At 58.4% G+C, this 26,204-nt stretch carries 20 protein-coding genes and 2 tRNA genes; 7 read left to right on the top strand and 15 right to left on the bottom strand.

What is annotated here, in order from left to right; translation table 11 throughout:
• The first annotated feature begins 150 nt into the window (after nucleotides 1–150).
• On the top strand, nucleotides 151–1,071 hold the full coding sequence (locus GTQ55_RS07455; protein WP_237567878.1) for a helix-turn-helix domain-containing protein: 921 nt from the start codon (nucleotides 151–153) through the stop codon (nucleotides 1,069–1,071).
• Nucleotides 1,072–1,182: 111 nt separating this feature from the next.
• On the opposite strand, the gene GTQ55_RS07450 is transcribed toward GTQ55_RS07455, so the two are convergent.
• Together GTQ55_RS07450 and GTQ55_RS07445 are read right to left on the bottom strand one after the other, a co-directional pair.
• Nucleotides 1,183–2,169: a heme-dependent oxidative N-demethylase family protein gene (locus GTQ55_RS07450; RefSeq protein ID WP_161858163.1), complete on the bottom strand. Its 987-nt coding sequence runs from the start codon at nucleotides 2,167–2,169 to the stop codon at nucleotides 1,183–1,185.
• A 4-nt stretch (nucleotides 2,170–2,173) separates the two neighbouring features.
• Complete coding sequence (locus GTQ55_RS07445) at nucleotides 2,174–2,707, bottom strand: hypothetical protein (protein WP_161858162.1); 534 nt, start codon at nucleotides 2,705–2,707, stop codon at nucleotides 2,174–2,176.
• 249 nt (nucleotides 2,708–2,956) lie between these two features.
• Between GTQ55_RS07445 and GTQ55_RS07440 the strand changes: the two genes are divergently transcribed.
• The 3 genes from GTQ55_RS07440 to GTQ55_RS07430 all read left to right on the top strand — a co-directional run bounded on the left by GTQ55_RS07440 (nucleotide 2,957) and on the right by GTQ55_RS07430 (nucleotide 7,070).
• Nucleotides 2,957–3,532, top strand: coding sequence for a lipid-binding SYLF domain-containing protein (locus tag GTQ55_RS07440; protein WP_161858161.1), 576 nt, complete (start codon nucleotides 2,957–2,959; stop codon nucleotides 3,530–3,532).
• 570 nt (nucleotides 3,533–4,102) lie between these two features.
• Nucleotides 4,103–5,233, top strand: coding sequence for a M14 family metallopeptidase (locus GTQ55_RS07435; protein ID WP_161858160.1), 1,131 nt, complete (start codon nucleotides 4,103–4,105; stop codon nucleotides 5,231–5,233).
• A 40-nt stretch (nucleotides 5,234–5,273) separates the two neighbouring features.
• Nucleotides 5,274–7,070 carry a M28 family metallopeptidase gene (locus GTQ55_RS07430; protein WP_161858159.1) on the top strand — a complete coding sequence of 599 codons (1,797 nt, stop codon included), beginning with the start codon at nucleotides 5,274–5,276 and terminating at the stop codon, nucleotides 7,068–7,070.
• Between the two features lie 86 nt (nucleotides 7,071–7,156).
• Here GTQ55_RS07430 and GTQ55_RS07425 read toward each other — a convergent pair whose 3' ends face one another.
• The 6 genes from GTQ55_RS07425 to GTQ55_RS07400 all read right to left on the bottom strand — a co-directional run bounded on the left by GTQ55_RS07425 (nucleotide 7,157) and on the right by GTQ55_RS07400 (nucleotide 13,861).
• Nucleotides 7,157–7,684: a phosphate-starvation-inducible PsiE family protein gene (locus GTQ55_RS07425; RefSeq protein WP_183946556.1), complete on the bottom strand. Its 528-nt coding sequence runs from the start codon at nucleotides 7,682–7,684 to the stop codon at nucleotides 7,157–7,159.
• A 124-nt stretch (nucleotides 7,685–7,808) separates the two neighbouring features.
• The gene (locus tag GTQ55_RS07420) at nucleotides 7,809–9,446 is read right to left on the bottom strand and encodes an AMP-binding protein (RefSeq protein WP_161858158.1); all 1,638 of its coding nucleotides are present in this window, start codon (nucleotides 9,444–9,446) and stop codon (nucleotides 7,809–7,811) included.
• 463 nt (nucleotides 9,447–9,909) lie between these two features.
• A complete protein-coding gene (locus GTQ55_RS07415) occupies nucleotides 9,910–10,260 on the bottom strand; it encodes an SCP2 sterol-binding domain-containing protein (RefSeq protein ID WP_161858157.1) in 351 nt (116 codons plus the stop codon).
• A gap of 104 nt (nucleotides 10,261–10,364) precedes the next feature.
• The gene (locus GTQ55_RS07410; RefSeq protein ID WP_161858156.1) at nucleotides 10,365–12,158 is read right to left on the bottom strand and encodes an acyl-CoA dehydrogenase C-terminal domain-containing protein; all 1,794 of its coding nucleotides are present in this window, start codon (nucleotides 12,156–12,158) and stop codon (nucleotides 10,365–10,367) included.
• A gap of 353 nt (nucleotides 12,159–12,511) precedes the next feature.
• Entirely contained in the window at nucleotides 12,512–13,576 is a 1,065-nt protein-coding gene (locus GTQ55_RS07405; protein WP_161858155.1) for an AraC family transcriptional regulator, read from the bottom strand.
• A gap of 78 nt (nucleotides 13,577–13,654) precedes the next feature.
• Nucleotides 13,655–13,861 (bottom strand): hypothetical protein, encoded by a 207-nt coding sequence (locus tag GTQ55_RS07400; RefSeq protein WP_161858154.1) that lies wholly within the window; start codon nucleotides 13,859–13,861, stop codon nucleotides 13,655–13,657.
• A gap of 237 nt (nucleotides 13,862–14,098) precedes the next feature.
• On the opposite strand from GTQ55_RS07400, the gene GTQ55_RS18045 reads away from it, so the two are divergent.
• Nucleotides 14,099–14,221 carry a hypothetical protein gene (locus GTQ55_RS18045; protein ID WP_260182114.1) on the top strand — a complete coding sequence of 41 codons (123 nt, stop codon included), beginning with the start codon at nucleotides 14,099–14,101 and terminating at the stop codon, nucleotides 14,219–14,221.
• A gap of 53 nt (nucleotides 14,222–14,274) precedes the next feature.
• Here GTQ55_RS18045 and GTQ55_RS07395 read toward each other — a convergent pair whose 3' ends face one another.
• The 7 genes from GTQ55_RS07395 to GTQ55_RS07365 all read right to left on the bottom strand — a co-directional run bounded on the left by GTQ55_RS07395 (nucleotide 14,275) and on the right by GTQ55_RS07365 (nucleotide 25,758).
• On the bottom strand, nucleotides 14,275–15,699 hold the full coding sequence (locus GTQ55_RS07395; protein ID WP_161858153.1) for a class II fumarate hydratase: 1,425 nt from the start codon (nucleotides 15,697–15,699) through the stop codon (nucleotides 14,275–14,277).
• A gap of 98 nt (nucleotides 15,700–15,797) precedes the next feature.
• The gene (locus tag GTQ55_RS07390) at nucleotides 15,798–16,232 is read right to left on the bottom strand and encodes a hypothetical protein (RefSeq protein WP_161858152.1); all 435 of its coding nucleotides are present in this window, start codon (nucleotides 16,230–16,232) and stop codon (nucleotides 15,798–15,800) included.
• A 232-nt stretch (nucleotides 16,233–16,464) separates the two neighbouring features.
• On the bottom strand, nucleotides 16,465–18,501 hold the full coding sequence (gene ligA, locus GTQ55_RS07385; protein ID WP_161858151.1) for an NAD-dependent DNA ligase LigA: 2,037 nt from the start codon (nucleotides 18,499–18,501) through the stop codon (nucleotides 16,465–16,467).
• Between the two features lie 113 nt (nucleotides 18,502–18,614).
• Nucleotides 18,615–20,081: a cell division protein ZipA gene (zipA, locus tag GTQ55_RS07380; RefSeq protein ID WP_161858150.1), complete on the bottom strand. Its 1,467-nt coding sequence runs from the start codon at nucleotides 20,079–20,081 to the stop codon at nucleotides 18,615–18,617.
• A gap of 106 nt (nucleotides 20,082–20,187) precedes the next feature.
• Nucleotides 20,188–23,691 carry a chromosome segregation protein SMC gene (gene smc / locus GTQ55_RS07375; protein WP_161858149.1) on the bottom strand — a complete coding sequence of 1,168 codons (3,504 nt, stop codon included), beginning with the start codon at nucleotides 23,689–23,691 and terminating at the stop codon, nucleotides 20,188–20,190.
• Between the two features lie 227 nt (nucleotides 23,692–23,918).
• On the bottom strand, nucleotides 23,919–25,235 hold the full coding sequence (gene ccmI, locus GTQ55_RS07370) for a c-type cytochrome biogenesis protein CcmI (protein ID WP_161858148.1): 1,317 nt from the start codon (nucleotides 25,233–25,235) through the stop codon (nucleotides 23,919–23,921).
• A complete protein-coding gene (locus tag GTQ55_RS07365; RefSeq protein ID WP_237567877.1) occupies nucleotides 25,228–25,758 on the bottom strand; it encodes a cytochrome c-type biogenesis protein in 531 nt (176 codons plus the stop codon). The genes ccmI and GTQ55_RS07365 overlap by 8 nt, the downstream gene beginning before the upstream one ends.
• A gap of 187 nt (nucleotides 25,759–25,945) precedes the next feature.
• Here GTQ55_RS07365 and GTQ55_RS07360 point away from each other — a divergent pair.
• Both GTQ55_RS07360 and GTQ55_RS07355 read left to right on the top strand, forming a co-directional pair.
• A tRNA-Val gene (locus GTQ55_RS07360) sits at nucleotides 25,946–26,021 on the top strand.
• A 49-nt stretch (nucleotides 26,022–26,070) separates the two neighbouring features.
• Nucleotides 26,071–26,147 (top strand) — tRNA-Asp (locus GTQ55_RS07355).
• Nucleotides 26,148–26,204: the final 57 nt, after the last annotated feature.

Genomic DNA, 26,204 nt, shown 5'->3' with positions numbered 1-26,204 from the left:
CAATCAATATAACGTGACATCCGGAGGCACCGTCGTCATAATCGGGCAGCATCTGGTTAATTTCGGACAGACGTTTTGAACACAGCAGACAGCAGAAGCGTAACTTTAAGCTATACACGCGCAATTATAAGCGCCCTGGAACGACTTCAGATGAAGCTCCCCCCGGAGGTTGAGGCACTCTTGACCTCCATTAACGAGGGAGACAGGGTTCCCATGCAGCTCCAGGAAGACATCTGGCTGGCAGTGCAGGCCGCCCACCCGGACCCGCTTCTGGGCATCCGCCTGGGCCAGGCCATGCAGGGCAGCCAGATGGGGTTGGTGGGCTACCTGCTGATGACCCAAAAGAACCTGGGCGCAGCACTGGACCAGCTGCTCATCTACCACCCGCTTCTCGGCGAAGGCGGCCAGTTTGAAATGCGCCGCGGCAGCTTCTATGTGGATTTCTGCTACCGCCCCAACTACCTGCAGTGCGCTCGCCTGCGCGTGGAAACCGTGCTCTCGATCTGCCTGGCCCAGGCCCGCGCCATGACCGGGCGCGAGTTCCAGCCGCAGAGTGTTCAGTTTGCTTACCCCACGCCCTCGCTGGCGGTACAGCAGCAGTATCAGCAGTTGCTACAGGCACCGGTACAGTTCAACGCGGAATCCTCCGGTATTCGCCTGCGTCCACAGGACCTGGAAATCCCCCTGGTTGCGGCCGATCGTCAGGTAATGGCCCGCCTCAAACCCGAAGCAGATGCCCTGCTCAAGGCCCTCACCAGTAAAAGCCTGCAATTGCGCGTTGCCCACCTGCTGCAGCAGGAGCCGCAGCTCAGCCGCGAACAGGTGGCCGCGCGGCTGTGTATCAGCCCCCGTCACCTGGGCCGCAAGCTGCTGGAAGAAAACGCCAGTTTCCGCGCCATTCAGGATGAGGTGCGCAGCCACTACGCTTGCCAGTGGCTGCGACAGGGTGAGAAAACCAATGTGGATATCGCCGCGGCCCTCGGCTACTGCGATGAGAGTGCGTTCGGCAAGGCCTTTCGACGCTGGACAGGACTCTCGCCAAAGGCATTCAAGACAGGAAGCTCGTCGTAGCTAGCCGCCGCGCGCACGGGTTCACCCTGTGACATGTGGCGCTGGCCGCTCCCGGAAGGGACGCTCACCCAGTCAGTTCGATTGCGGGCATGCTTGCCGCCAGATAACGGTTCAGCCGGAAAGGTGTGCGGCAAAAAAGGAATTCAGGCGTGCCCGCATCGGGGCAATGGACTTGTAGCGGGATTCTTCCGGCGACATCGCGTCCACCGAGGCCTTCAGTACCGAAAGCCCATCCGGAACTTCCAGTAAATCCGACAGCGGGTTGATCATCACCCGAATGGTAAATACCACCGCACCAGTTTCCGGCAGCCGGCGCAGAGACTGCCGCTCGATACGCAGATACAGCGCATCGGAAGCTTCATCAGCCTTAGCGGGTGCGTGGCCTGCTATATCGCCCCCCTCTCCCCGCTGCAGCAACTCCGGCGAATCCACCACAGACCAGTTTCCGCGCCAGACCGGAAACTCCGGCAGCAGGTGGTCAAAGAAGCGCGCCACCTGCTGGGCCAGTTTTTTGTGAAAGCCGGGCACAGGCCCGTGGATGACATCCAGCGGCCGACCTATTTTTTCTTCCAGGCGCCAGTAACTGGGCGCGGCCAGCGATGCCGCAACCAGCTCGTAGCCATGTTCGCCCGGCATCAACAAACACAGGTCATCCGCTACCCACGCGCTGGTATTCCACAGCGGCTCGGCACTGCTGACGCCGGCCTCGGCACCTGGCCAGCGAAGCGTCCCGCCCGCTCCCTGCCATTGGAGATCCCCATTCGCCAGGAGATGGTAACCGGGGTGATCTTGCAGCAGGTGCCTGGCCGTCAACCCCGCCAACTCCCGCTGGGCCGGAAGCGAGGATGGCAGCTGGGCGTATACCCCCTCCCCGTATAAACGGCGGGCGGTGAGCTTATTGTGATGATAATGGGTGAGCTGGGAACAGCGTTGCAACCACCGGTCCGGTGACAGACGGTTCAGCCCCATATGCACGATGCGAGGATCCCGAATAAACGGCAGCACCGCGGTGGGAGCGCGCAGGTTCTGCGCGTAACGGCGCCCGTTTTGCGCCGCCACGACTTGGGCGCCGGTTGGCGCCGCAAGAGAGCCACTCACGGTGTTAGCGTGCCGCGGTTGCCTGCTGTGCAGCGCGTGCCTGTGACAGTGCCGCCAGATCCTGGAGCCAGACAATATCGGCAGCGGCAACCTGTTGCCCGGTTAATTCGCCGAGCGCAGCACGCACCTGTTCCATGCTGGTGTTCTCGACATCTTTCTCGCCGGTAACCGCTTCCAGCGGCAGCTCGATCCAGGCCTGGCCATTCTGGTCGATTACCGGCTTGCCTTCTTCCAGTAGCGCACCGGCTTTCTCATTGTTGACGTCCTGGTCCACTGCGCTGATATGGCGGTCAATCGCAGAAGAGCCACCCGCGGGCAGGTAGATTGTGCCATTGGTGAAGTCAACCGCAAATGCCACCACACCAGGCAGAATACCAAACAGCAGGCCGGCGCCATCGAGGATAACCACGACTGGATCAACCCGGCCGCCACTCTGCCCCTTGCGTTCCGGGTACAGGAAGTAACCGCATGCGGTCAGATTCAGCATCAGGGTCAAAAGGCAGGAAACGGCAACGCCGCGCTTGATAGATTTGTTCATGGGTGTTGATTCCTTTTGGAACGGTTCGCCAGATAGTACAGGCCCGCAAGAATACCGATTTGCCAGCCGCGCCGAAAGTGGCGTCATTTGGATCTTTGTGCGCCACGTCGCAGGCATGCCAATAGTTCACCGTTATTCTGGACACCGTCAGGGCTATGCGTCGAAAAACTGCGGCAATACTGCCTGCATTGTTACCAGTTACCGCCCCCATAACAATCCGCCCCTCGGGGCAGCGATGGAGAACCAACCATGCCAGCCTTCTTCCGACACTGCACGCTGCTACTTGTGCTCGCACACCTGCTCATGATCGGTGGCTGTGCCGCTCCTGGCCAGACGCGCGATGAGCAGCGGCAAAACATCCGTCAAACCGAGCGCGAGGTACTGAATGCGCTGTATCAGCTGAAACCGGACCTGCGCAACGATGTCGCCCGGGCTCCCGGTTATGCCGTATTCAGCAACGTGAACGTCAACCTGTTGCTGGCCAGCGCGTCCACCGGTTATGGCGTCGCTGTCAGCAAGTCTGGCGAGCGCACCTATATGAAAATGGGTGAGGTGGGTGTTGGTCTCGGTCTTGGCATCAAAGATTTTCGCGCCCTGTTCGTGTTCGATTCTCCCGAGGTGATGGAGCGGTTCGTCGAGCGCGGCTGGTCATTCGGTGGGCACGCGGACGCCGCGGCCAAGGCACAGGACAAAGGTGTTGCCGTGGGTGGGGAAGTGGTCGTCGATGGTATGCGGGTCTACCAGCTCACCGAAAGCGGTATCGCGCTTCAGGCTACGCTGAAGGGGACCAAATACTGGAAAGACAGCGAACTGAATTTCGACTGACGTTCGCCTCCTCTTGTTTGAGCAGGCAGGTACAGGATGCCCGGAGCTGTATAAAAGTTAACCGATTGAGCGCCAAGTTTTGACTCCGGGACTGCGATCCGGAAATAGCCTGCCTAAACTTTAAACAGCACCTGCTGAGGGATGTCAGGGAGCAGTACAACATTTCTGATGGTGTGGTTGTGGTTCGCACCGCGCATTGACCGGGGCAGTGAGAAGTCGTCATTGGTCTGACGCCAGAAATTTCAGGGAGCAGTAGTCTCAGCAGGTGCCGCCAGGGAATGGCAGGGGCGCGGTGTTCGCAAGGACATCGCGCCTTTTTAATGGTGCATGTATTAAAACCCGTGCTTTCCAGTCAGCTCGCCCCGGCCCAAAAATATCCTCGCGTTTCACTTTTCAATATTTTGTCCTCAAAAACCAAATCCGAGCAGATATTTCCTTCAAGCTGCCGTGGACTATCCTGAATTTTTATTTTGAATCTGTATCCTGCAATATCAAACGAATTAAACTGCCGGATGCGCCAGCGGCAACCGGCTCTACCCCTTTCGCCCACAACTACTGCGGAGCCAACGCATGCATATCAGCAGCGCCTTTGACAGCGGCAATATCACGGTCATCGACAAGAACAGCACCCCTGTCGAACTCGCCATCCGGATCGACAATCAGTCGGATTTCTATCAGTGGTTCCACTTTCGCCTCGAAGGTGAAGTCGGCAAGGAATACCCACTGCGCATCACCAACGCTGGCAAAGCCGCCTATCCGGAAGGCTGGGAGAATTACCGGGTCTGCGCCTCCTACGATCGCCACAACTGGTTTCGGATCGACGCACAGTACGACGGCAAAGTTCTGGATTTTTCGGTAAACCTGGAACAGCCTGCCATCTACCTGGCCTACTTCGCCCCCTACTCCTGGGACCGGCACCTGGACCTGCTCGCCTGGGCACAGTCTGATGAGCGTGTTCAGACAGAAACCCTCGGGCTCACTCTGGATGGCCGAGAGATGACTCTGCTCACTGTAGGCAACCCGGATACCGCAAAACACAAAGTCTGGATGATCGCACGCCAGCATCCCGGTGAATCCATGGCGGAATGGTTTGTCGAGGGCTTCCTGGAGACCCTGCTGGATGAATCCAACCCCTCCGCTCTCAGCCTGCTCGAAGACACGGTGTTTTACGTTGTACCCAACATGAACCCGGACGGCAGTGTACGCGGGCACCTGCGTACCAATGCGGCCGGTGCCAACCTGAACCGCGAGTGGCAGTCACCGAGTATGGAGCGCAGCCCGGAGGTCTACCTGGTGCGAGAGCGCATGCTGGCTACCGGAGGCAATATGTTCCTCGACATCCATGGCGATGAGGCGCTGCCGTTCAACTTTGTGGCCGCCTGTGAAGGCATTCCGGGCTACGACGAAAAGCACGCGGAACTCGAGTCCACCTTCAAGCAGGCTTTCGAGCAGATCAGCCCCGATTTTCAGACCGAGCGCGGCTACCCGCTGGACAAGCCCGGCGAGGCCAACATGACCGTGGGTACCAACTGGTGTGGCCACCAGTTCCGTACTCTCGCACTGACCCTTGAAATGCCGTTCAAGGACAACGACAACCTGCCGGACCCGATCGAAGGCTGGTCTCCCGCGCGCTGCCGCAGCCTCGCCAGCGACATGCTGTTTCCCATCCGCCAGACCCTGGCATTTATGGACAAGAAATAACCGGAACAACACACCTCTAATAACCAGAAAAGGACCCTTTATGCGCACACCCAACCACTGGCGGCGCCTGGCGCTACCGCTCGCCCTCGCGGGGCTCACTGTGATTGCAGCCTGCAGCAAAGACACTGCAGACAAGCCCCAGCAGGAGGCTCAGAGCGAGCAGCCCGCCGAGCGCAACCTGCCTGCGCCCAAGGAAATGCCCACCGTGGATGTCATTTCCGAGCCAACATTGAGCGACGCAGAAAAGACCGAGGTGGCGGAAATCGCCAAAGACCTGCACAAGCACATCGCGGTACTCGCCTCCGACAAGTTTGAGGGGCGCGCCCCGGCCACCAAGGGAGAAGAACTGACCGTGAACTACCTCGCGGATGAGTTCAAAAAACTGGGGCTGCAACCGGGAGCCACTGACGCGGACGGCAACCCCAGCTGGTTCCAGGATGTCCCCGTGGTGGAGATGCAGATTGAAAGCACCCCACTTGAGATCAAGGGCAAGGACTTCGAACAATCCCTGCAGCCACTCAAGGACATGGTCGCCTTCACCCAGCGGCAGACTCCGGAAAGCCAGCTGAAAGACAGTCCACTGGTGTTTGTCGGCTACGGCATCGTCGCGCCAGAGAACGACTGGAATGATTACGCCGGTCTGGATATGCAGGGCAAGACCGCGGTGATCCTGGTCAACGACCCGGGCTACGCCACTCAGGATAAAAACCTGTTCAATGGCAACGCCATGACCTATTACGGACGCTGGAGCTACAAGTTTGAAGAAGCCGCGCGTCAGGGAGCCGCCGGCGCCATCATCATCCACGAAACCGGCGCCGCCGGGTATCCCTGGGAAGTGGTCAGTGGCAGCTGGTCCGGGGCACAGATCAGCCTGGAAGCCGCGGACAAGAATGCCGATCGCGTAGCCGTGGAATCCTGGATCACCAGTGATGCAGCCAAGTCCCTGTTCAGTGCCGCGGGTCTGGACCTGACCGAGGAAATGGACGCAGCCAAGCAGCAGGGTTTCAAGCCCAAGCCGCTGAACCTCACTGCATCGGTTGATCTCACTAGCAAGGTCCGCACCTCAAACTCCCGCAATGTGGTGGCCAAAATCGAGGGAAGCAAATACCCCGAGGAAGCGATTATTTATACCGCGCACTGGGACCACCTGGGTGTAAACACCCACGCAGATGATGGTGACCAGATCTTCAACGGCGCGGTCGACAACGCCACCGGTACCGCCGGCCTGCTGGCAATGGCCCATCAGGTTGCCAAGATGCCCCAGGCACCTGAACGTTCACTGGTATTTGTCGCAGTCACCGCTGAAGAATCCGGCCTGCTGGGCTCCAAATACTACGCCGCCAATCCGGTGATCCCCCTTGGGAAGACCGTGGCCGGCATCAACTTCGATGCCATGGGCGTGCTTGGCCCAATGCGCGATGTGATCGTGGTGGGATACGGTAACAGCGAGCTGGAAAAGGACCTGGAGAAAGCCGCGTCTGCTCAGGGGCGCTACCTGGCCCCGGAAGATCATCCGGAACGCGGCTACTTCTATCGCTCCGATCACTTCAGCCTGGCGAAAAAGGGTGTACCCATGCTCTACTTCGATTCCGGTACCGATAGCTTCGAACACGGTCGCGAATGGGCCCAGAAGAAAGGTGAAGAGTACACAGCAGAGCACTACCACAAGCCCGGCGATGAATACGACCCACAGTGGAACCTGGAAGGCGCAGCGCTGGATCTGGCCCTCGGCCTCGATATCGGCTTGGCACTGGCCAATAGCCGGGACTGGCCGAACTGGTACAAGGGCAATGAGTTCCGGGCTATTCGCGACAACAGCTCGGAAAACAGAAAGTGACTGGCTTGCACTAAGCAAGTAGTCTGACACGAAAAGGGGCGCCGCTTTGGCGCCCCTTTTTTATGTATCGGCCATTTTTGACCGACTCAATTTTCTTGAGAATTGTCAGATTCAGAATCATCCCCACGCCGATATGTTTCATAGGCCAGCGCGTCTTTTCTGGCTATCAGCCAGTATGTGATTCCCAGCGCCAGCGTTGTCACGGCAATTCCGATCACATAATTTGGCCCGGTATCGTCCAGGTCGAGCACGATGACCTTTCGCGCGATGGCCATCAGGGCGGTCGCGACGACGAGCTTGATCGGGATAACGTTCGAACCCAGATAAAGGCGAATATTGATAAAAATCTCAATCGAGATCAGCACCAGCATGATGGCTCCAAACACATCGAACAAATCATTGTGATCAAGCAGAAAAACAGGATCCACGGACAGGCGCTCGTACAGCACCCAGATTACATCCGCGACACTCCACATGATGACCATTGCCATCAATATGGCCAGTAAGCGTATGGAGGCCCGGATGACGATGTGCAAGACACGGATCAACGGATCATCGTGCTCCGCGGGCAACTCCTCATGGAGCAATGTGGTCCGTTTTTTCTGTTCTGTCATAGCGCGCTTCTATCATCGGAGTCAGGGACTCCATAGTTATAGCGCAACACTAGCCGAGTAAATTGAGGACAAAAAAACCCCGCTGCAAGCAGCGGGGTTTTCTAGCGTACGGGTATTTACATACTCAGGCGCTAACGGGCTCACCGTTTTTCTTGATTTCCTCGTCGCGCAGCTCCCGACGCAGGATCTTGCCCACATTGGTCTTGGGCAGATCGTCGCGGAACTCAATATTTTTTGGCACTTTGTACGCCGTCATATTTTCGCGGCAATAGGCAATCACCTCGTCGGCTGTCAGCGCGTCGTCGGCTTTCACCACAAACAGCTTGACGGTTTCACCACTGCGTTCATCAGGAATGCCAACAGCCGCAGCCTCGGCAACCTTGGGATGCGCCGCCACAACGTCCTCGATCTCATTCGGGTACACGTTGAAACCGGACACGATGATCATGTCTTTTTTGCGGTCGACGATCTTGATGTAGCCATCATCCTGGATCACGGCCATATCCCCGGTTTTGAGCCACCCTTCCGAATCGATGGTATCCGCGGTAGCTTCCGGGCGCTCCCAGTAACCTTTCATCACCTGGGGTCCGCGTACACAGAGCTCGCCCGGGGTATTGTTGGGCAGATCGTTGCCATTCTCGTCAATGACTTTGACTTCGGTACCCGGGACCGCAACACCCACAGTACCCAATTGCACGGCGTCCGCGGGGTTGAAGGAAACTACCGGCGCCGTTTCGGTCATGCCGTAACCTTCGGTCACCACACAGCCGGTCATTTTTTCCCATTTTTCCGCGGTAGCACGGGTCAGCGCCATACCACCGGAACAGGTGGTGTGGAGCTTGCTGAAGTCCAGGTCGGCGAATTCAGGACAGCGCATCAGGCCATTAAAAAGCGTATTGAGACCACAGAACCCGGTAAAACGTTTTCCCTTCAGGGTTTTAACAAAGCCGGGAATATCGCGCGGGTTAGGGATGAGCAGCGAGTGGCTACCCGTGCTAAACAGGCACATGCAGTGAAGAGTGAATGCATAGATGTGATACAGCGGCAGCGGTGCAATGTAAAACTCTTCCCCCTCTCGCATGGAGTCGCCCAGCGCCTCACGCACCTGCTCCATATTCGCAACCAGGTTGCGATTGGTCAGCATTGCGCCCTTGGCCACGCCAGTGGTACCGCCAGTGTATTGCAATACGGCGAGGTCATCCGGAGTCCGCTGTACATCCTGATGCTTCTGGCTGGCACCAACAGACATCGCATCGCGGAAATCTACACGATTGGCGAAGCTGAACTCGGGCACCATCTTCTTGATGTATTTGGCGACACTGTTGATCAGAATACGCTTGAGCGGCGGATGCAGGTCGGCAATTTCGGATACGATCACCTGCTCCACCCCGGTTTCCGGGATAACTTCTGAAGCGACATCGGCAATATTCGCCAGAACAACGAGTGCCTTGGCACCCGAGTCGTTCAACTGATGTTTGAGTTCACGCGGGGTGTACAGGGGATTGGTATTCACCACGATGAGTCCGGCTCGCAGTGCACCGAAGACAATAACCGGATATTGGAGGACGTTGGGCAACTGAACAGCTATCCGATCACCAGGCTTGAGGCTGGTTTTGTTCTGCAGGTAGGAGGCAAAGTTGGCGCTGAGCCTGTCGATATCGCCGAACGTCAGAGTATGCCCGAGGCAGGTAAAGGCCGGCCGATCGGCGTATTTCGCCGTGGCATTGGAAAACACGTCAAGAATACTGTGTTCGATGTCCAACTTATTTCTCCCAATATGTTGTTTTTGTGGTGCTGCCCGCGTGATGCGATGCGCCCCTTAACCCGGGATTATCGGTCAGGTTACAGGCCGAAGATACCATGGCGTGGAAATTAACCAACCGCCGAAACTGGCCGCTTAACGACCAGTTCTGGTACCCATGTCCGTATATAGACGAAATCCTCAGGCCACGAGCCATGCGGACAGATAATTATTGTAAGTTTTGATAGTTATTCGGTGAATGTCGCTACAAGAAACAAATAAGCCGCCTGAATTTTCAGACACAGCGCATTGTCTTCACTAATTGTTATATGAGCTGCCAGCATGCAGCAATTTATACCGTTGAAGATCACCAGTATGAATATTGGAGCACCGAAGGCAAGGCAGTTCTATTCCTCCCGAGGTAATCCTCACACGAACATCATCAAACCGCCTCATCCGCGTGGAACGCGCTCCGGAACCCGGGTCACGGGTGCACGGAAAAAAGATCCGCCAGTGCCGCCGCCAGTTCCCGGTTGCCGGTATATCGGATGTCCCCTAGCAAAAATGCGTGTCGGCCACTCAACTGCCCATCGATAACGTCCTTCAGGGTGTTGTAGGACATTTCGAGTTCCAGGTCGGCGCCTTCGACGACGCCGGAAAACTGCTCGGCTTCGATCATGCCGCGATCGCCCGCTGGGGTACCAGCGCCGGCCTCACGGTGGTGCACCTCAAGGTAAAAGTCGCTGCCATCGGGCAATCGAAACTGTACCCGAGCGGTTTTTGGCAGACAAGTCAGCTGCTGCAGCCGCTCAATGATTCGCGCGGGTAGTTGCATCGGTGCTCCGGATGTTAAACACCCCGCTTTCACCGCCGTTGGCAAAAGCCGGATTCAAAAACACCGCCGATGTTTCCAGCGGCGGTGCTTTTCCTACTTCAAGCTCAGAATACGAAGTGTTCCGCATCCAGGCTCATCAGGTTTTCCGCACCACTCTGCATGGCACTGGCATGGGTTGCCGTGCGCGGCAGAATCCGGTCGAAGAAGAAACGTGCGGTCGCCAGTTTGGCGCGGTAGAAATCCTCTTCCGCACTACCCGCAGCGATTTTCTCATTGGCAACCTTGGCGCTCAGAGCCCACAGGTAGGCCTGTACCGCGTAACCGGAATACATCAGGTAGTCCACGGAGGCGGCACCGACTTCGTCGGGGTTTTCCATCGCCTTGACGCCCACATTCATGGTCAGCTCGCCCCACTCCTTGTTCAGCTCCTGAAGCCTGGCGACATATGGCGCCAGCGCTTCGTTGTCGACTTCCGCCTGACAGAACTTGTGCACAATCTTGGTGAACTTGCGCAGCAGCTCGCCCTGGCTCATCAGCACCTTGCGGCCCAGCAGATCCAGAGCCTGGATGCCGGTGGTGCCTTCGTAAATAGTGGAGATACGCGCATCGCGCACGTTCTGCTCCATGCCCCACTCGGCGATGTAACCGTGGCCACCGAAACACTGCATGCCCAGGTTGGCAGACTCATAGCCGGTTTCGGTCAGGAAGGCCTTGGCGATCGGCGTCAGGAAGGCGAGCAGATCGTCGGCGTCCTTGCGCTCCTCTTCGGAGCCACTCTGGGAGCGGTCTACCTGCTGCGCGCACAGCAGCACCAGCATACGACCACCTTCGGAGAAGGCTTTCTGGGTCAGCAGCATGCGGCGTACATCGGGGTGCACGATGATCGGGTCTGCCGGACCTTCCGGGTTTTTCGGGCCGCTCAGAGAGCGCATCTGCAGGCGGTCCTTGGCGTACGCCAGGGACTTCTGGAAACCCGCTTCCGCGTGGGCCACGCCCTGCAAGGCAGTCCCCAGGCGCGCGGTGTTCATGAAGGTAAACATGCAGTTCAGGCCCTTGTTGGGAGGACCAATCAGGAAGCCCTTGGCACCATCAAAGTTCAGCACCGCGGTTGCATTGCCGTGAATACCCATCTTGTGTTCGAGCGAACCACAGGCCACGCCGTTGCGCTCGCCCACGGAACCATCTGCGTTGGGCAGGAATTTGGGAACGATAAACAGGGAGATACCCTTGGTACCTTCGGGTGCGTCGGGGAGACGCGCCAGTACGATATGCACGATGTTTTCGGCCATATCGTGCTCACCGGCAGAGATGAAAATTTTGGTACCGGTAATGGAATAAGACCCATCGTCATTGGGCTCGGCCTTGGAACGCAGGATACCAAGGTCGGTACCACAATGCGGCTCAGTCAGGCACATGGTACCGGTCCAGGTACCTTCGACCAGCTTGGTCAGGTAGGTGTGTTTCTGTTCGTCGGTACCGTGGGCCTCCAGGGTGTTCATGGCGCCGTGGGACAGGCCCGGATACATACCCCAGGACCAGTTGGAAGTGCCCACCATTTCACTCAGGATGGTGCCCAGGGACGGCGGCAGACCCTGTCCACCGTGATCCACATTGTGCGCCAGTGACGGCCAGCCGGCCTCCACGAACTGCTGGTAGGCTTCCTTGAAGCCATCCGGGGTTTTGACCTCACCATCGTTCCAGGTGCAGCCCTGCTGGTCACCGATCTGGTTCAGGGGCGCCAGCACGTTCTCACAGAACTTGGCCCCCTCGTCCAGGATGGCGTCGACCACGTCCGGGCTCGCGTCTTCATAGCCCAGCGTCGCATAGTGCTGATCCCAATCGAACAGCTCGCGCATGGCAAAGCGCATGTCACGCAGCGGAATCTTGATCTCGCTCATCCTGTGTACCCTCTTTCGATATTTGTCGTCGGTGGACCGGCTTTTTCATGCCGGGAGTCTCTGCGGAGCAACAAAAACCAGCACTCCAGCTGGTGACTCAACTTTTGGTTTTATTCATATTAGTTGCAAATCGGCAAAACTCACTATGGCGAAAAGTGTCCAAAGCACTAACAAAATACGGCGGGAATATAGCGAGTGTATAGCTGACGCTTCAGTCAAGATATTGGGAAAAGTCTGGTGCCCACAATAAGCACAACCGGCTGGGCGGTAATCCGCAAGCAGGAAAGAAATGACCGCCAAGTGTGCGCCAGGCTAGTGCAAAACCACAGCACAAGCCCGAACACACATAGAACTCACAAGTCAGCCGACGTCGAGCGCGGGCTCTTGCGATATTCGCCGGGGGTTACACCAGTCCACTTCTTGAATGCACGAAAGAAAGCGCTGGCCTCATCAAAACCAAGCATTTCCGCAATCTGGGTATTGGAGAGATCCGGGCAGCTGAGGTAGTGAAACGCCGCTTCCATACGGCATTCATCTTTCAGCTTTTGATAGGACGTGTTTTCCTGCTGGAGCTTACGTCGCAGGGTAGTCACGGACATATTCAGCCGTTCTGCCACGGCCTCTGCCGCCGGCATGGACTCACTCACATCACGATTGAGAATAGTCTTTACCTTGGTCTTGATACTGTTGGCATTGCCGTCGCTGATCACCAGGTGATATGGCGCAGTACGGATAAAATCCTCTAACGTTTGCGGGCTCTGCACGATGGGATAATCCAGGTAGCGGCTCTCATATTCCAGTGCGTTGGCCGGCTGGTCAAACAGCAGCTCACCCGCCTCACTCTGGGCCAGGGTCAGGAACTCTTCCGGGCAGGGAAAGGAAAAATGTAGCTTGGCCAGGGGGATTTCGCGACCGACCAGCCAGCAGTAGAACCGATGCCAGACCGCGAGGGTGGTACGGATCACGCTTGGCGAAGTCTCGGCGATCAGTTGATCAAACTCTCCCGCCTGCAGCGAGCTGATACCCTCGATAACGACCCGGTCTTTGTCGCCCTCCCGGTGCAGTACCGGCTTGACACGAAACCCGCGGCAAATCTCCATAAACTCGGCACTCAGGGTAATGGCCTGCCGGACCGTTGCACAATTCACAACGGTCAGGCACAGCAGCCGGAAGGAACCCGAGCGCACGCGCCCGCCACTCAACATGCCAAACCACTCGTCCTGCGCAAACCACATCACACGCTGGTAAAGGCGGCCATATTTCACCGCGGAAAACGCCGCGGTATCTGCGAGATCCCCCTCGGATATGCCTACCGATGCCAGTAGTTCGGCGCGATCGCAACCGTGACTGGAAGCTTCGTCCAGCAAGCGCTGCACATAGGCAATAGGAATACGGATATCTTCGTTGGTAGTTTCCATTCTGGCGCAGGCAGTCCAATCAGTATTGTTGGCGATATTGCTATCCGATACGCGCTGTACGGTAACAGCGCGATAAAATTATTTATTGCGGCGATTGCGCAGCCAGTTCAGTAGCGCACCAAAGCCAAATGCCACGGCGACGATGACCGCCAGAAAAACCAGCATCAACACCAGGTAGCTGAGCACATCCGCGACCGGCAGGTCCCAGCTCCAGATCGCCGCAGCAATAAAGGCAATACAGGCAAGTACACTGGTGATGAATGAACGGCGGCGTTTTGAGGCCATAACAGAAACACTTTGGCTGGGAAATGAATGATTGGTCGGCGAACCCCGACAACACTACCCTTATCAATATAGAGGCACAGCCTCAAACGCGGCCACATGGCAGGCTATGTTCGCGTGGGCAAGAACTATAGGATCGGGCGCCAGATATGGCGCAGAATCGTGCAGCATCGGCCGCGAGCTGTCAACGAAACCGATGTTCAGGTGCAGACAGGACCGGTGACCGGAGAGAGGCAGATCATGCATAAACGACTGCTTTATCGACAGGAAGACAGGAACATGCTGCGTAGGCTGGCCATATGGGTCGAATGCATGATGATGATCATTGGCACCATCCTGTTGGGCATTCTGCTGCTCAGTTGATCGCCGGCCACCTGCAACCGCCCTCGCCCGATTCACCGAGCCCCGTCATCCCATCACTTTTCATCTACGATTCCGCCGCGGCTCAGCCGTGCCGGGTCGAGTAGCTGCTTGAGCTCACTTTCTGACAGATCAGTCATTTCTACAGCCACATCCAGCACTGGACGCCCGCTGGCGTAGGCCGCCTTGGCAATGTCGGCCGCCTTTGCATAGCCGATAACGGGGTTGAGCGCGGTCACCAGAATCGGGTTTCTCGCCAGGGCCTCCTGCATCCGCGTCTCATCGACGGTAAAGCCGGCGATGGCCTTGTCCGCCAGCATACGCGCGCTGGTCGCGAGTATCCGGATACTTTCCAACAGGGAATACGCAATCACCGGCAACATCACATTGAGCTGGAAGTTGCCACTCTGCCCGGCCACCGTCAGAGTGGTGTCATTACCAATCACCTTGGCCGCCACCATGGAGACGGACTCGGCAATGACCGGGTTGACCTTGCCGGGCATGATACTGCTTCCCGGCTGCAATGCCGGCAGTGCAATTTCACCGAAACCCGCCAGTGGGCCACTGTTCATCCAGCGCAGATCATTGGCAATTTTCATCAGCGCAACGGCAAGTGTTTTCAACTGCCCGGAGACCTCCACCGCGGTGTCCTGACTGGCGATAGCCGCAAAAGGATTTTCTGCGGGCCGCAAGGATACGCCACAGTCACGGCTCAGGCGTTGCGCAATGACCTCGGCAAATTCCGCGTGCGCATTCAGGCCGGTCCCCACGGCAGTGCCGCCCTGTGCCACCTGCTCGAGTCGCGGGAGCGTTGACTCGATACGCTCCTTGCACAACCGCACCTGGGCGGCCCATGCATTCAGCTCCTGAGAGAGAGCGATAGGTACTGCGTCCATCAAATGAGTGCGGCCCGTTTTGACCACGCCCTGCACCGATTGCGCTTTTTGTTCGATGATCTCGATCAGGTGCACCAGAGCCGGCAGCAACTTGTTTTGCAGAGCGAGCAACGCAGACAGGTGGATGGCCGTGGGAATTACATCGTTACTGCTCTGGCACATATTGACGTGGTCATTGGCACCCACGGTGAGGCCGCTCTGCGCGGATGCCATATGCGCCAGCACTTCATTCACGTTCATATTGGTGCTGGTACCGGACCCGGTCTGGAAAACATCGACCGGAAACTGTTCGGCAAAATCCCTGTCGTCAAGCCGATCGCAAGCCTGAACAATGGCCTGTGCCATCTCGCTGTCGAGTAAGCCCAGGCTCAGGTTCGCCTCTGCGGCCGCTTTTTTTATTGCCACAATCGCCCGCAGGAACTCTTCAGGCAATGTGTATCCACTCACTGAAAAATTATCAACGGCGCGCTGGGTCTGTGCACCGTAGCAGGCAGACGCGGGCACCTGAACCTCCCCGAGGCTATCCTTTTCTACGCGAAACGTATTGGGAGTCTCAGACGCGCTTTCAGGCGATGTTTTCGGCATTGGGCACCCCCGGTCGATCCGTGAACTGAACAGAGTATTGCGAAAGGGTAAAACAGGACTAGGGTAGCGTAAGGAACGACAGGGTCAAAAGAGCGTGCTCAGACGCTCACCCGGCCTTCCTGGGTCCACTCACAGCGCACCTGCATTTCGCCACAACCAGGCTCGTGAAAAAGGCCTGCCGCTTCCCAGGTAAATGAGTGCGTTCCGGAGAGTTCCGTTTCAAGATGTACGGTCGCGGACACCCAGTACATACTTTGCAGCAGTTCTTCGAACTTCTGGATCCAGTGGTTCCATTCGTACTCTACCGCACGATAGGAAGCACCGAAATGAATCACGTCGGTCTGGTACTGGGACTGTTTGACCTTGATGGTGGGAATGGCAAACATATCGCGGCACAGAAAGGGCCACTCGTCGGCGCTGGGCAGCGCCAGGACGGCTTCGCGATTGACCCGGCGGCGCTCGCTGCCGCCGGTCAGGCTGCTACTGTCTTTGATACAGCCGTAAACAATGGATTCCTGATCGCCCTGAATCACTCTGCGCTAACCCCTACGCTGCCGTGGCAACAAAATCCTGTTGCCAGTAAGCCAATTCAAAAAAAACTTATTCCGCCAACTTTAACGGCGCAACAGCGAGATTGCCACAACCGATACGATAGAAATGGGCTATCCGGTCGCATTTTCTGATTCTGGATTCCGCCTCATTACACACGCGAGACACGCCGCTGTTTACCCAGTCGACAGGTTGACGAATAAGCGAACAGGACGGTTAAATTTCGATACCTTGTTGTCGCAGCATATCCATCAACCCGTCTTCATCCAGTACCGGAAGATTGAGATCGCGCGCCTTGTTCAGCTTTGAACCCGCACCCGGCCCCGCAACAACCGTGTGGGTATTGGCGGACACGCTACCGGCGACCTTGGCGCCCAGCCGCTGCAGGTAGTCTTTTGCCTCGCTGCGGGATAATGTTTCCAGTTTGCCGGTCAGCACCCAGGTCTGGCCCGCCAGAGGCTGGGAGCCCTCTTCCTGCGTTTCCGCTTCCCAGTGAACACCCGCCTGCTGCAGCGCGGCGATCTCTTCAAGGTTGTGCGGCTGCTCGAAAAATTCGGCCACATAGTGCGCAACCACAGGGCCCACATCTTCCACCTGCTGCAGTGCTTCGGTATCCGCCTGCATCAGCTGATCCAGGTCGCCAAAGTGGCGTGCCAGGTTGCGCGCCGTGGCCTCCCCCACCTCGCGGATTCCCAGCGCGTAAAGGAACTTGGGCAGTGTGGTCTTTTTACTTTTCTCGAGCGCGTCCAGGAGATTTTGCGCGGACTTTTCCCCCATCCGCTCCAGCCCCACCAGCGGCTCAAGCGACAGGTGAAAAAGGCCAGATACCGAATTCAACAACCCCTCGTCTACCAGCTGCTCCACCAGCTTGTCGCCGAGGCCATCGATATCCATCGCCTTGCGCGAGGCGAAATGCTTGATTGCCTGTTTACGCTGGGCACTACAGATCAAACCGCCACTGCAACGCGCAACCGCTTCACCCGGCGTCGCCTCTACCGGTGAATCGCACACCGGACAGTGCTCAGGAAATTCAATATTGCGCGCGTCCGCGGGACGACGGCTTTCGACAACAGACACCACCTGCGGAATCACGTCGCCGGCGCGGCGGATAATCACCGTATCGCCGATTTTTACCCCCAGCCGTGCGATTTCATCGCGGTTATGCAATGTGGCGTTGGAGACGGTTACCCCACCCACAAATACCGGCTCCAGTCGCGCAACAGGCGTGACCGCACCGGTGCGTCCCACCCGGAACTCCACGTCCAGCAGACGCGTCATTTCTTCCTGGGCGGGGAACTTGTAGGCGGTGGCCCAGCGCGGCGCGCGCGCCACAAACCCGAGGCGTTTCTGCAAGGGTATGCTGTTGACCTTGAATACGATGCCATCGATATCGTAAGGCAGTTGCGCGCGCTTCTCACCAAGCTTTCTGTAGTACTCGAGGCATGCCTGGATATTTTCTGCCACCGCCATTTCACTGTTGATACGGAAGCCCCAGCGGTTCAACTGTTCGAGCACTTCCGAATGGCGTGCCGGCAAATCGCCGCCCTCAACAATACCGATACTGTACACACAGAGTTCCAGCGGCCGCTGTGCCGTTATCCGGGAGTCCAGTTGACGAAGGCTGCCGGCAGCGGCGTTGCGCGGGTTTACAAAGCCCTTCTCCCCCGCTTCGCGCGCTTTTTCATTCAGGGCATCGAACCCCGCCTTGGGCATGTAGATTTCGCCGCGTACTTCGAGCACCTCGGGGACATCATCCGCAAGTAGTTTGAGGGGAACCGAATAGATAGTGCGCACATTCTGGGTGATGTCTTCCCCCACCGTACCGTCGCCGCGGGTGGCCGCGCGCTCAAGAATTCCGCTGCGGTATAAAAGACTTACGGCGATGCCATCGAGCTTAGGCTCACAGGCATATTCCACCGGCTCACTACTATTCAGGCGATCGTGAATACGACGATCGAAATCCTCCATCTCTTCATCATTGAATGCATTATCCAGTGACAACATCGGCATTTCGTGGCGAATCTGGGTAAAAGCCGCCAGAGGTTCTGCACCCACCCGCTGGGTGGGCGAATCCGACGTGACCAGTGCCGGGTATTCGCTTTCCAGTGCCTGCAGCTCACGCAGACAGCGGTCGTACTCCGCGTCAGGGAGCTCGGGAGTATCCAGCACGTAATATTGATAATTCGCACGATTGAGAATTTCGTGCAGTTCCTGGGCACGCTGCCGCTCTTCCTGGGGGATGCTCTTTGTCATTGTGATTTCGCGAAAAAGAAAGTATTTGCCGATGGCAGGGAATTTACTGGAGATTATCGGAAATAGTCGAGCGCAATACAAAAACCCCTCCGCGGAGGGAGGGGCTTATTCACTTAGGCCTGGGCCCGGGCCAGTGCCTTGCGCCGCTGGAATTCCATCACCCGCTGGCGATAATGCTCGGCAGTCTGGGCGGTGAACACACTGCGATTTTCATCTTTCAGTTCCCCCCCCAGCTGTTCCGCTATATTGCGCGCGGTGGACAACAGCGTATCGAAAGCCTTGAGCGCTTCCACTTCGGCGGGAAGCGCCAGGAAAAGACTGATACCCGGGGTGGTGAAGTCTTCCATCTCTGACATATCAAATGTGCCTGGCACAACGATATTTGCCAGGCTGAAAAGCGCTGGCCCCTCACCCGCCTCGCCACAGTGATAGTGGAAAATGTTCATTTCCCCGAATCTGAGCCCGCTTGAGAGCAGCACCCGCAGCAGGTCATTGCCCTCGAAGCAGTCGCCCGCCGGCGCCATGATATTGAGGATCAACACTTCTTCGACAGGGTGCTCTTTACGCGACGCATTGGAAGCGCTTCTGGCGCTCGCGCCTTTCTCCCCGCCACGCTTGCTTCCGCTATCTTTTACAGGGCGCGTTTCACGGGACGAAGACACCGCCTTTTTCAGATCGGGAAATTTCAGCTCTGGTAACTTGATGTCGGGCGCAGACCAGCCGGACCTGGCTGGGAAAATGCTCTCTTCACTTCCGGCCCCGTCGTCATAGTCGGAATCAGTCACCGCCTGAAGGGACTCAAGACTCACCGACTCATCCAGGGAAGGCTCACGACGGTCACTGGCCACTGGCTCCTCAGACAGGCTCGCAAGGGGGTCGGCAACGTGTCGTGCCGGCTCGGCGAGCGCGCTGGTAGCATCGTCATCCGACGCTGCTTCTGCACGTGAGCCTGCGGCACCGAGGGTCTGGCTTTGTTCTTCAGCGTGCTCGACCGGTGTATCCGCGACCGAATCCATCAGCATCGGCACCTGTTCTTCGAGATTCAGGGACACCTGCTCAGGTATGCCTGTGTACGCCGGTTGAGGTTGTTCAAGCAGCCGTTCCGAGTCCGCAGCGAAGGATTCACCGTCGCGGCGCTCCGGCTTGCTGCCGGCCAGCGGCTTGCGGGAGGACTGGAAGTTCTGCTGCACCTTGCGGTTAACCTGAGACGCATCTTCCGGCTTGCGGCGCTGGACCACGCGCACGCTACCGGGCAATTCTGCGGAGATCTGGCGACGCTTTTCCGCCTCCTCCGGATCAATGTATTCGAGCTCGGATTCCGTAAGCCCAGCGGCTTTACGAGGAGACGACTTTGCCGGTCGATCTTTTCTCGACGGCGCGGCATTGCGCTCGGAAGGCCGCACTTCTCGCGGTGTCGAGAGGATGTCCTGGTCGCGCTCCTCCATCTCCCGGCGCATGGAACGGGACAGGTTACGGGAGACTTTCATGGTTTCGCGGTGCTTGAGGTAAGCCCGGCGGGCACCGTCAAGCACCACCGCGAGCAATACCAGTGCCAGCAAATTGATCAGCCAGTTGTCCATTGATGCTTCCCTCTCCCTAAGCCGACATCCATCGAATCTGCCGGCCCAGATTCCACCTGTTGCAATCCACCGGGGGTCTTCCGATTAAAACAACGCAGACTGTTCATTACGCAGACGCCAGCTCCGCTGCTTCTTCCACGTCTACGGATACCAGGCGGGATACACCCGGCTCGTGCATGGTCACCCCCAGCAGCTGATCCGCCATCTCCATGGCAATCTTGTTATGGGTAATGTAGATGAACTGCACGTGCGCTGACATTTCCTTCACCATACGGGCATAGCGCCCAACGTTGGCATCGTCCAGCGGCGCATCCACCTCATCCAGCATACAGAAGGGGGCCGGGTTCAGGCGGAAAATAGAGAATACCAGCGCGATCGCCGTCAACGCCTTCTCGCCCCCCGACAGCAGGTGGATGGTGCTGTTTCGCTTGCCCGGCGGTCGCGCCATGATCGCGATACCGGTATCCAGCAGATCATCGCCGGTCAGCTCCAGGTAGGCGTGACCACCACCAAACACTTTCGGGAACAGCTCCTGCAGGCCACTGTTGACCTGGTCGAAGGTCTCCTTGAATCGGGTGCGGGTTTCTTTATCAATACGGCGGATCGCGTTTTCCAGCGTCTCCAGCGCATCGGTCAGGTCGGCATACTGACGATCCAGGTAGTGCTTGCGCTCGGATTCCTGCTTGTATTCGTCGATAGCCGCCAGGTTGATCGGACCAAGACGGGAGATACGCGCAGCCACCAGCTCGATATCCTGTTGTACTGCTTCGATGGTCAGCTCTTCCGGGAGTTCCTCGAGAAGTGCTTCCACATCGTGATCCGCTTCACGCAATTGCTCTACCAGGCCGCCGCGCTGGGTTTCCAGGGTCTGGGCAACCAGGCGCTGCTGTTCCAGCTGGGCCCGTACGCCCTGCAGCGCGGACTCCGCTTTGTGCCGTTCCTGCTCCTGGTTGCGCAGGCCGGACTCCACTTCTTCGAGTTTTTTGCGCGCTTCGCCGAGTTCGTTTTCCACCTCGATACGCTGCGCAAGTTTTTCCTCGAGCTCGGCCTGAAAGTCCTGCGACGGGTCCTGCGCCTCCTCCATCTGCAGTTTCAGCTGCTCACGGCGCTCCTGCAGGCGCTCTACCTGCTCGCGCAGAACCTGTAGCGTGCGTTCAAGGGATACTTTCTGGGTACGTACAGACTGTTCGCGCATCGCCAGCTCGTGAGCACGATCTTTATCTTCACGGGCACGCTGGCGTGCGGCATCCAGTGCTTCGCGCAGCTCTTCGCGGCGGGCAAGCAGGGACTCGCGACGATCGGTGTCGTCGCTCATAGCCTCAACCGCTTCCTGCAGCTCAATCCGCGCCTCAGAGATGGCTTCGGACTCCATCTCTTTCTGTTCTTTGACTTCGGTTATTTCCTGCTCGATGCGACGGCGACGCTCGTCCATCTGCTCCTGACGCGCGCGCTGTGCCGAGAGCTGGCTGCGCAGGTCGCCGGCGCGGCGATTCAACTGCTCCGCGTTGTTGCGGGACTGCTCTATTCCCGACTCCAGCTCACCAGCGCGGGTGCGCAGCTGTTCGCGCTGCTCAGAGAATTCTTCGATGCGCGCTTCGCATTCGGCCAGGGACTGCTCCAGGCTTTCCAGTTCCTGCTTGCGCGCGAGCACGCCGGCTTCGGCATCGGCGCCGCGGCTGACACGCAACCAGTTGGGGCCGAGCCAGAGGCCGTCGCGGGTAACAATGGATTCGCCCGCGCGCAGCTGGTCGCGCTGGGCCAGTGCTGCGTTCAGGTCTTCCGCGGTATAGATACCGTCCACCAGTCCGCTTAGGGACCCGGGCCCATCTATCACGTCGGCCAACTTGGGCAGGCTGCCTGTAGAGGCCGGCGCAACGCTGTGACCATCGACAAACACGGCCTGGCCGCCATCGAAGCTGGCGAGGGATTCTTTCAGGGACTCGATCTGGTCAATGCATACCGCCTGCAGCTGGGTGCCGAGTACGGTTTCCACCGCTGTTTCCCACCCGCTCCGGGCACTGATCTGCTCCGCCAGGCGCGGGCGATCGTGCAGCCCCTGCTGCTCCAGCCAGCTGGCTACGGATTTGCCCTGCCCCATGGCAGCCTGCTGCAGCGCTTCCAAAGAGGCCTGGCGGCCGCGACTGGTCTGCAGTTGCAGGCGTTCTTTATCCAGTTCGGCGGCGACGTCGGTTTCCTGCCGGCGCAATTCGGCCAGCTGCTCTACCTGCTCGGAAATGGACTCGCGGAGTTCCGCCAGCTGCATTTCCAACTCCGCCAGCTCTTCATTCTGCTGCTCGAGTTCACTGTCGTCACCGGAGGCAGACAGACTCTCGCGCTCGCCCTGCAGCTTGCTGATGCGATCCTGCAGGCGCTGGGTAGAGGTTTCCAGGTGCTGGATGCGGGACTGCTGGACTTCCGCCTTCTGGCGCGAGCCGGACGCGCCCTGGTTGAACTGGTCCCACTCATTCTGCCAATCGCGCATCTGATCTTCGGCGGTCAGCAGCGTTTGCGCCGACTCTTCTTCGGCAGCCTGCACCATCTCAAGATCCGGCACGATGACTTCGAGTTCCGCATCGAACTCCACCGCCTTTTCCTCGTCTGCTGCGAGCAGGGACTGGGACTCGCTGTATTCCTGCTCGGTGCGGGAATAATCGGTCTGTAGCTGGGTGTTGCGCTCGCGCGCGTGGGAAATGCTCTGTTCCAGACGCGCGATGTCCGCACCTACGGAGTAGAAGCGGCCCTGCACCTCGTTAAATGCGTCGGACAGGTCGTGGTAGGCCACGCGCTGCTCTTCGATACCGGTATCGCAACTCACCTGACGGGTGACCAGCTCTTCCACGGTGAGTTCCAGCTCGCCAATCTGCTGCTGCTTGGCCTTGGCCTGATCGTCGAGGTCTTTGTATTTGAGTGCCTGCAGGTGCGCTTTGTGCGTGCGCTCCTCGTCCTTGAAGCGGCTGTATTTTTCCGCAGCCGCAGACTGCCGCTCCAGGCGTGCCAGCTGCCGGTCCAGCTCGTCGCGGATATCGGTGAGACGCTCCAGGTTTTCCTTGGTGCGACGCATACGGTTTTCGGTATCGCGCCGGCGCTCCTTGTACTTGGAAATGCCCGCCGCTTCCTCGATGAAAACCCGCAACTCTTCCGGCTTGGCCTCGATCAACTTGGAGATCATGCCCTGTTCGATGATGGCGTAACTGCGCGGGCCGAGACCGGTACCCAGGAACAGGTCGGTCACATCCCGGCGACGGCACTTCTCGCCGTTCAGGTAGTAGTTGTTCTGGGCGTCGCGGGTCACCTTGCGCTTGACGGAGATTTCACTGAACGCAGCATACTCTCCGGTCAGCTTGCCCTCGGAGTTATCGAATACCAGTTCGATGGAGGCCTGGCCCACAGGCTTGCGACCGCTGGAGCCATTGAAAATGACGTCGGTCATGGAGTCGCCGCGGAGGTTTTTCGCGGAGGATTCACCCATCACCCAGCGCACCGCATCGATGGTGTTGGACTTGCCACAACCATTGGGGCCGACCACGGCGCTGAGGTTGGAGGGGAAGTAGACGGTGGTCGGATCTACAAAGGATTTGAATCCGGCCAGCTTGATGCACTTCAAACGCATGGTCTTGAAACTCGGTAATACCCGGCGTCCGTGCGGTCACATTTGCCGCCGCCGAACGCTCTTCGTTGTAATCTCAGGAGGGATCCGGCTGCGGTGCAGCCAAATCGCCGATTTGTCTTTGCAAACCGCCGATTGTACATGGCTGCGGGCGCGGTTTCAGCGCTATTTTTGACCGACCCACCGACACCCGCAGGGCGCGGCGGGATACGGCGAAAAACCAACTCGCGTCAGATTTTATGATCGATAGCGATATGAACGGGCTTGCCCCACTCCGCGCGCGGCAGCTTCTTGATTTCGCCCTGCCAGTCCCCGGGTGCCGGGCGCGCGTTACCGCCAATCGCGAGGCGCGCAACCAGCTGCACCTCATCCACGGTTTTCAGGCTACGGCCGGGCATCATCGCGCGCGATTCGTCCAGCACCACGTCGGCCGGTAAGTCTGCCGCCTTCAGTCGCACGATAGCCAGCGGCATGGGGCTCTCGCCCGTACGCGCATAAATGAACACCGGGGTGTCTGGAGATGTCTGGATGCTGTCAGGGAGCGTGACTTTCACGGAGATACGGTTGCCCGCATCACCGGCGGTGCCTTTGCCGTCCTGCGCCACGGATTGTGCCGCCGATTGCGGCTCACCTGCTGACGCCTCCCCCACAGCCACCTGGCCGCCCGACTCGGAAAGCGCCCTCTCGGCACGCGCAACCCCGGCCGCCAGCGCCTGCGACGCATTGGAGCCAGGTGTCATCTGCGCCAGGGCGCGCTGCCAGTATGATTTTGCCCCGGCGTAATCTTTGCGGTCATACGCGGCGATGCCAGCCAGCCCGAGAGCGGTGGTATTGTCTGGCTGGATTTCCAGCACCTGATTCACTTCACTGACCACTTCGGGGGACATCTGTGAACCATTGGCAAAAAACAGGGCCTGGGCCAATTCCGCGCGGACGTTTGCAGCCTGAGGCTCGCGGGCCACGATATAGCGATACTGCGCTACTGCGCCCGGCAGGTCATTGCTTACCAACAGGCGCTGGGCGAGCGCATAGCGACTGGTAAGATCCTGAGGATGCGTCTTCGCGCGCTCCTGCAGTTGCTGGGTGATACGGGCCTCGACCACCATGTCGGACTCACCGGAATGACTGGCTGCAATGTCACGGTACAACGCCAGGTCGTCGTGCGCGCCCCAAGAGAAGTACAGGCCCACTGCGGTGAAAGGCACCGCAAGTGCGAGCGCGACCAGCAGCCCGCGTCCACCGTTACGAGCCGCCGAAAGCCGATAGGCCTCGCCCTGCTCTGCCAGCAGCTTGCGACCCAGCTCGGTTTTCAATGACGCGTATTGGGCTTCATCCACTGCGCCGCTGACCCGGGACGCATCGAGCTCTGCAAGATGCTCCCGATACAACAGCGCCTGGGCACTCGCGCCCTCATCACTTGCGTCTACGTCCGCTGCGCCGACGCGCTGGTTTTCCGTAATTCCCTGCTTGTTGCGAATCAGGGGCCAGGCCACAAATGCCGCAAGGGGCAACAACAGCAGTGCCAATATCAGCCAGAGATCAATCATTGTTCTTGCTTCCGCCCTGTTCATCCGCATTCAGCAACTGCGCAAGACGCCGCTGCTCTTCCACACTCAGCTCGTCGGACGCCTCACCCTGCTGCCCGCCACGGCCGCTGCGAGAGCGCACCACGATCATGATCAGAGTCAACAGCCCGAGCGCGGCAAATACACCCGGTGCCAGCCATAGCGCCAGGGTGTTGCGCTGCAGCGGCGGGCGATAAAGCACGAAATCCCCGTAACGGGCGACCATGTAGTCGTTGATTTCCCGATCGCTGAAACCCTCCTCCAGCAGACGCCGGATTTCCCGACGGAGATCCGTAGCCACCATGGAGTCCGAACCGGCGAGATTCTGATTCTGGCATTTGGGGCAACGCATCTCTTCGATGAGCACCTCATAGCGCGCCTGTAGCTCCCGGCTGGACAGCGGCTCCACCTCCACAGAGGCGCGGGCAACTGCAATAGGCATGACCACAGCGACCAGCAAGGTCAAGGTGGCGATAAGCGGCGTCCTGTGAATTTTGTTCGGCACTGAATTTCTCCGGTGGAAAGTGCGCGGATTATAGCAGCGCCACGGCGTCCCTACACGCCTCGCGGCAAGTGCCACACAGCCGCCGCTTTTCACCCGCTCGCGGGCTTAACTCATTGAATCTCAAAAATATTTTCAAAAAGCGTTGACGCCCAAAAAAATATCATTACTATACGCAGCTCCTGACGCGGGGTGGTTAGCTCAGTTGGTAGAGCGGCGCCCTTACAAGGCGTAGGTCACAGGTTCGACCCCTGTACCACCCACCACTATCCTTTCATCTGCCCGGCAGATTTTTCAAAGGAAAGTCAGGAATGCGGACCGGTAGTTCAGTTGGTTAGAATGCCGGCCTGTCACGCCGGAGGTCGCGGGTTCGAGTCCCGTCCGGTCCGCCATATACAGAAAAGGCTCACACGAAAGTGTGGGCCTTTTTTGTTTTCCCCGGTTAACGA

Origin of the sequence: Microbulbifer hydrolyticus (assembly GCF_009931115.1) — a bacterium.
In the GTDB taxonomy this organism is placed as follows: domain Bacteria; phylum Pseudomonadota; class Gammaproteobacteria; order Pseudomonadales; family Cellvibrionaceae; genus Microbulbifer; species Microbulbifer hydrolyticus.
The sequence above is the reverse complement of the archived record's forward strand: the minus strand, read 5'-3'. Positions and strand labels throughout refer to the sequence as shown.

Coding starts and splice junctions, on each gene's coding strand:
- GTQ55_RS07430 (WP_161858159.1), top strand. CDS start 5,274: ATGCGCACACCCAACCACTGGCGGCGCCTGGCGCTACCGCTCGCCCTC.
- zipA (WP_161858150.1), bottom strand. CDS start 20,081: ATGGACAACTGGCTGATCAATTTGCTGGCACTGGTATTGCTCGCGGTG.
- GTQ55_RS18045 (WP_260182114.1), top strand. CDS start 14,099: ATGCATAAACGACTGCTTTATCGACAGGAAGACAGGAACATGCTGCGT.
- GTQ55_RS07400 (WP_161858154.1), bottom strand. CDS start 13,861: ATGGCCTCAAAACGCCGCCGTTCATTCATCACCAGTGTACTTGCCTGT.
- GTQ55_RS07415 (WP_161858157.1), bottom strand. CDS start 10,260: ATGCAACTACCCGCGCGAATCATTGAGCGGCTGCAGCAGCTGACTTGT.
- GTQ55_RS07405 (WP_161858155.1), bottom strand. CDS start 13,576: ATGGAAACTACCAACGAAGATATCCGTATTCCTATTGCCTATGTGCAG.
- ccmI (WP_161858148.1), bottom strand. CDS start 25,235: ATGATTGATCTCTGGCTGATATTGGCACTGCTGTTGTTGCCCCTTGCG.
- GTQ55_RS07455 (WP_237567878.1), top strand. CDS start 151: ATGAAGCTCCCCCCGGAGGTTGAGGCACTCTTGACCTCCATTAACGAG.
- GTQ55_RS07440 (WP_161858161.1), top strand. CDS start 2,957: ATGCCAGCCTTCTTCCGACACTGCACGCTGCTACTTGTGCTCGCACAC.
- smc (WP_161858149.1), bottom strand. CDS start 23,691: ATGCGTTTGAAGTGCATCAAGCTGGCCGGATTCAAATCCTTTGTAGAT.
- GTQ55_RS07410 (WP_161858156.1), bottom strand. CDS start 12,158: ATGAGCGAGATCAAGATTCCGCTGCGTGACATGCGCTTTGCCATGCGC.
- GTQ55_RS07425 (WP_183946556.1), bottom strand. CDS start 7,684: ATGACAGAACAGAAAAAACGGACCACATTGCTCCATGAGGAGTTGCCC.
- GTQ55_RS07395 (WP_161858153.1), bottom strand. CDS start 15,699: ATGCCGAAAACATCGCCTGAAAGCGCGTCTGAGACTCCCAATACGTTT.
- GTQ55_RS07445 (WP_161858162.1), bottom strand. CDS start 2,707: ATGAACAAATCTATCAAGCGCGGCGTTGCCGTTTCCTGCCTTTTGACC.
- ligA (WP_161858151.1), bottom strand. CDS start 18,501: ATGACAAAGAGCATCCCCCAGGAAGAGCGGCAGCGTGCCCAGGAACTG.
- GTQ55_RS07435 (WP_161858160.1), top strand. CDS start 4,103: ATGCATATCAGCAGCGCCTTTGACAGCGGCAATATCACGGTCATCGAC.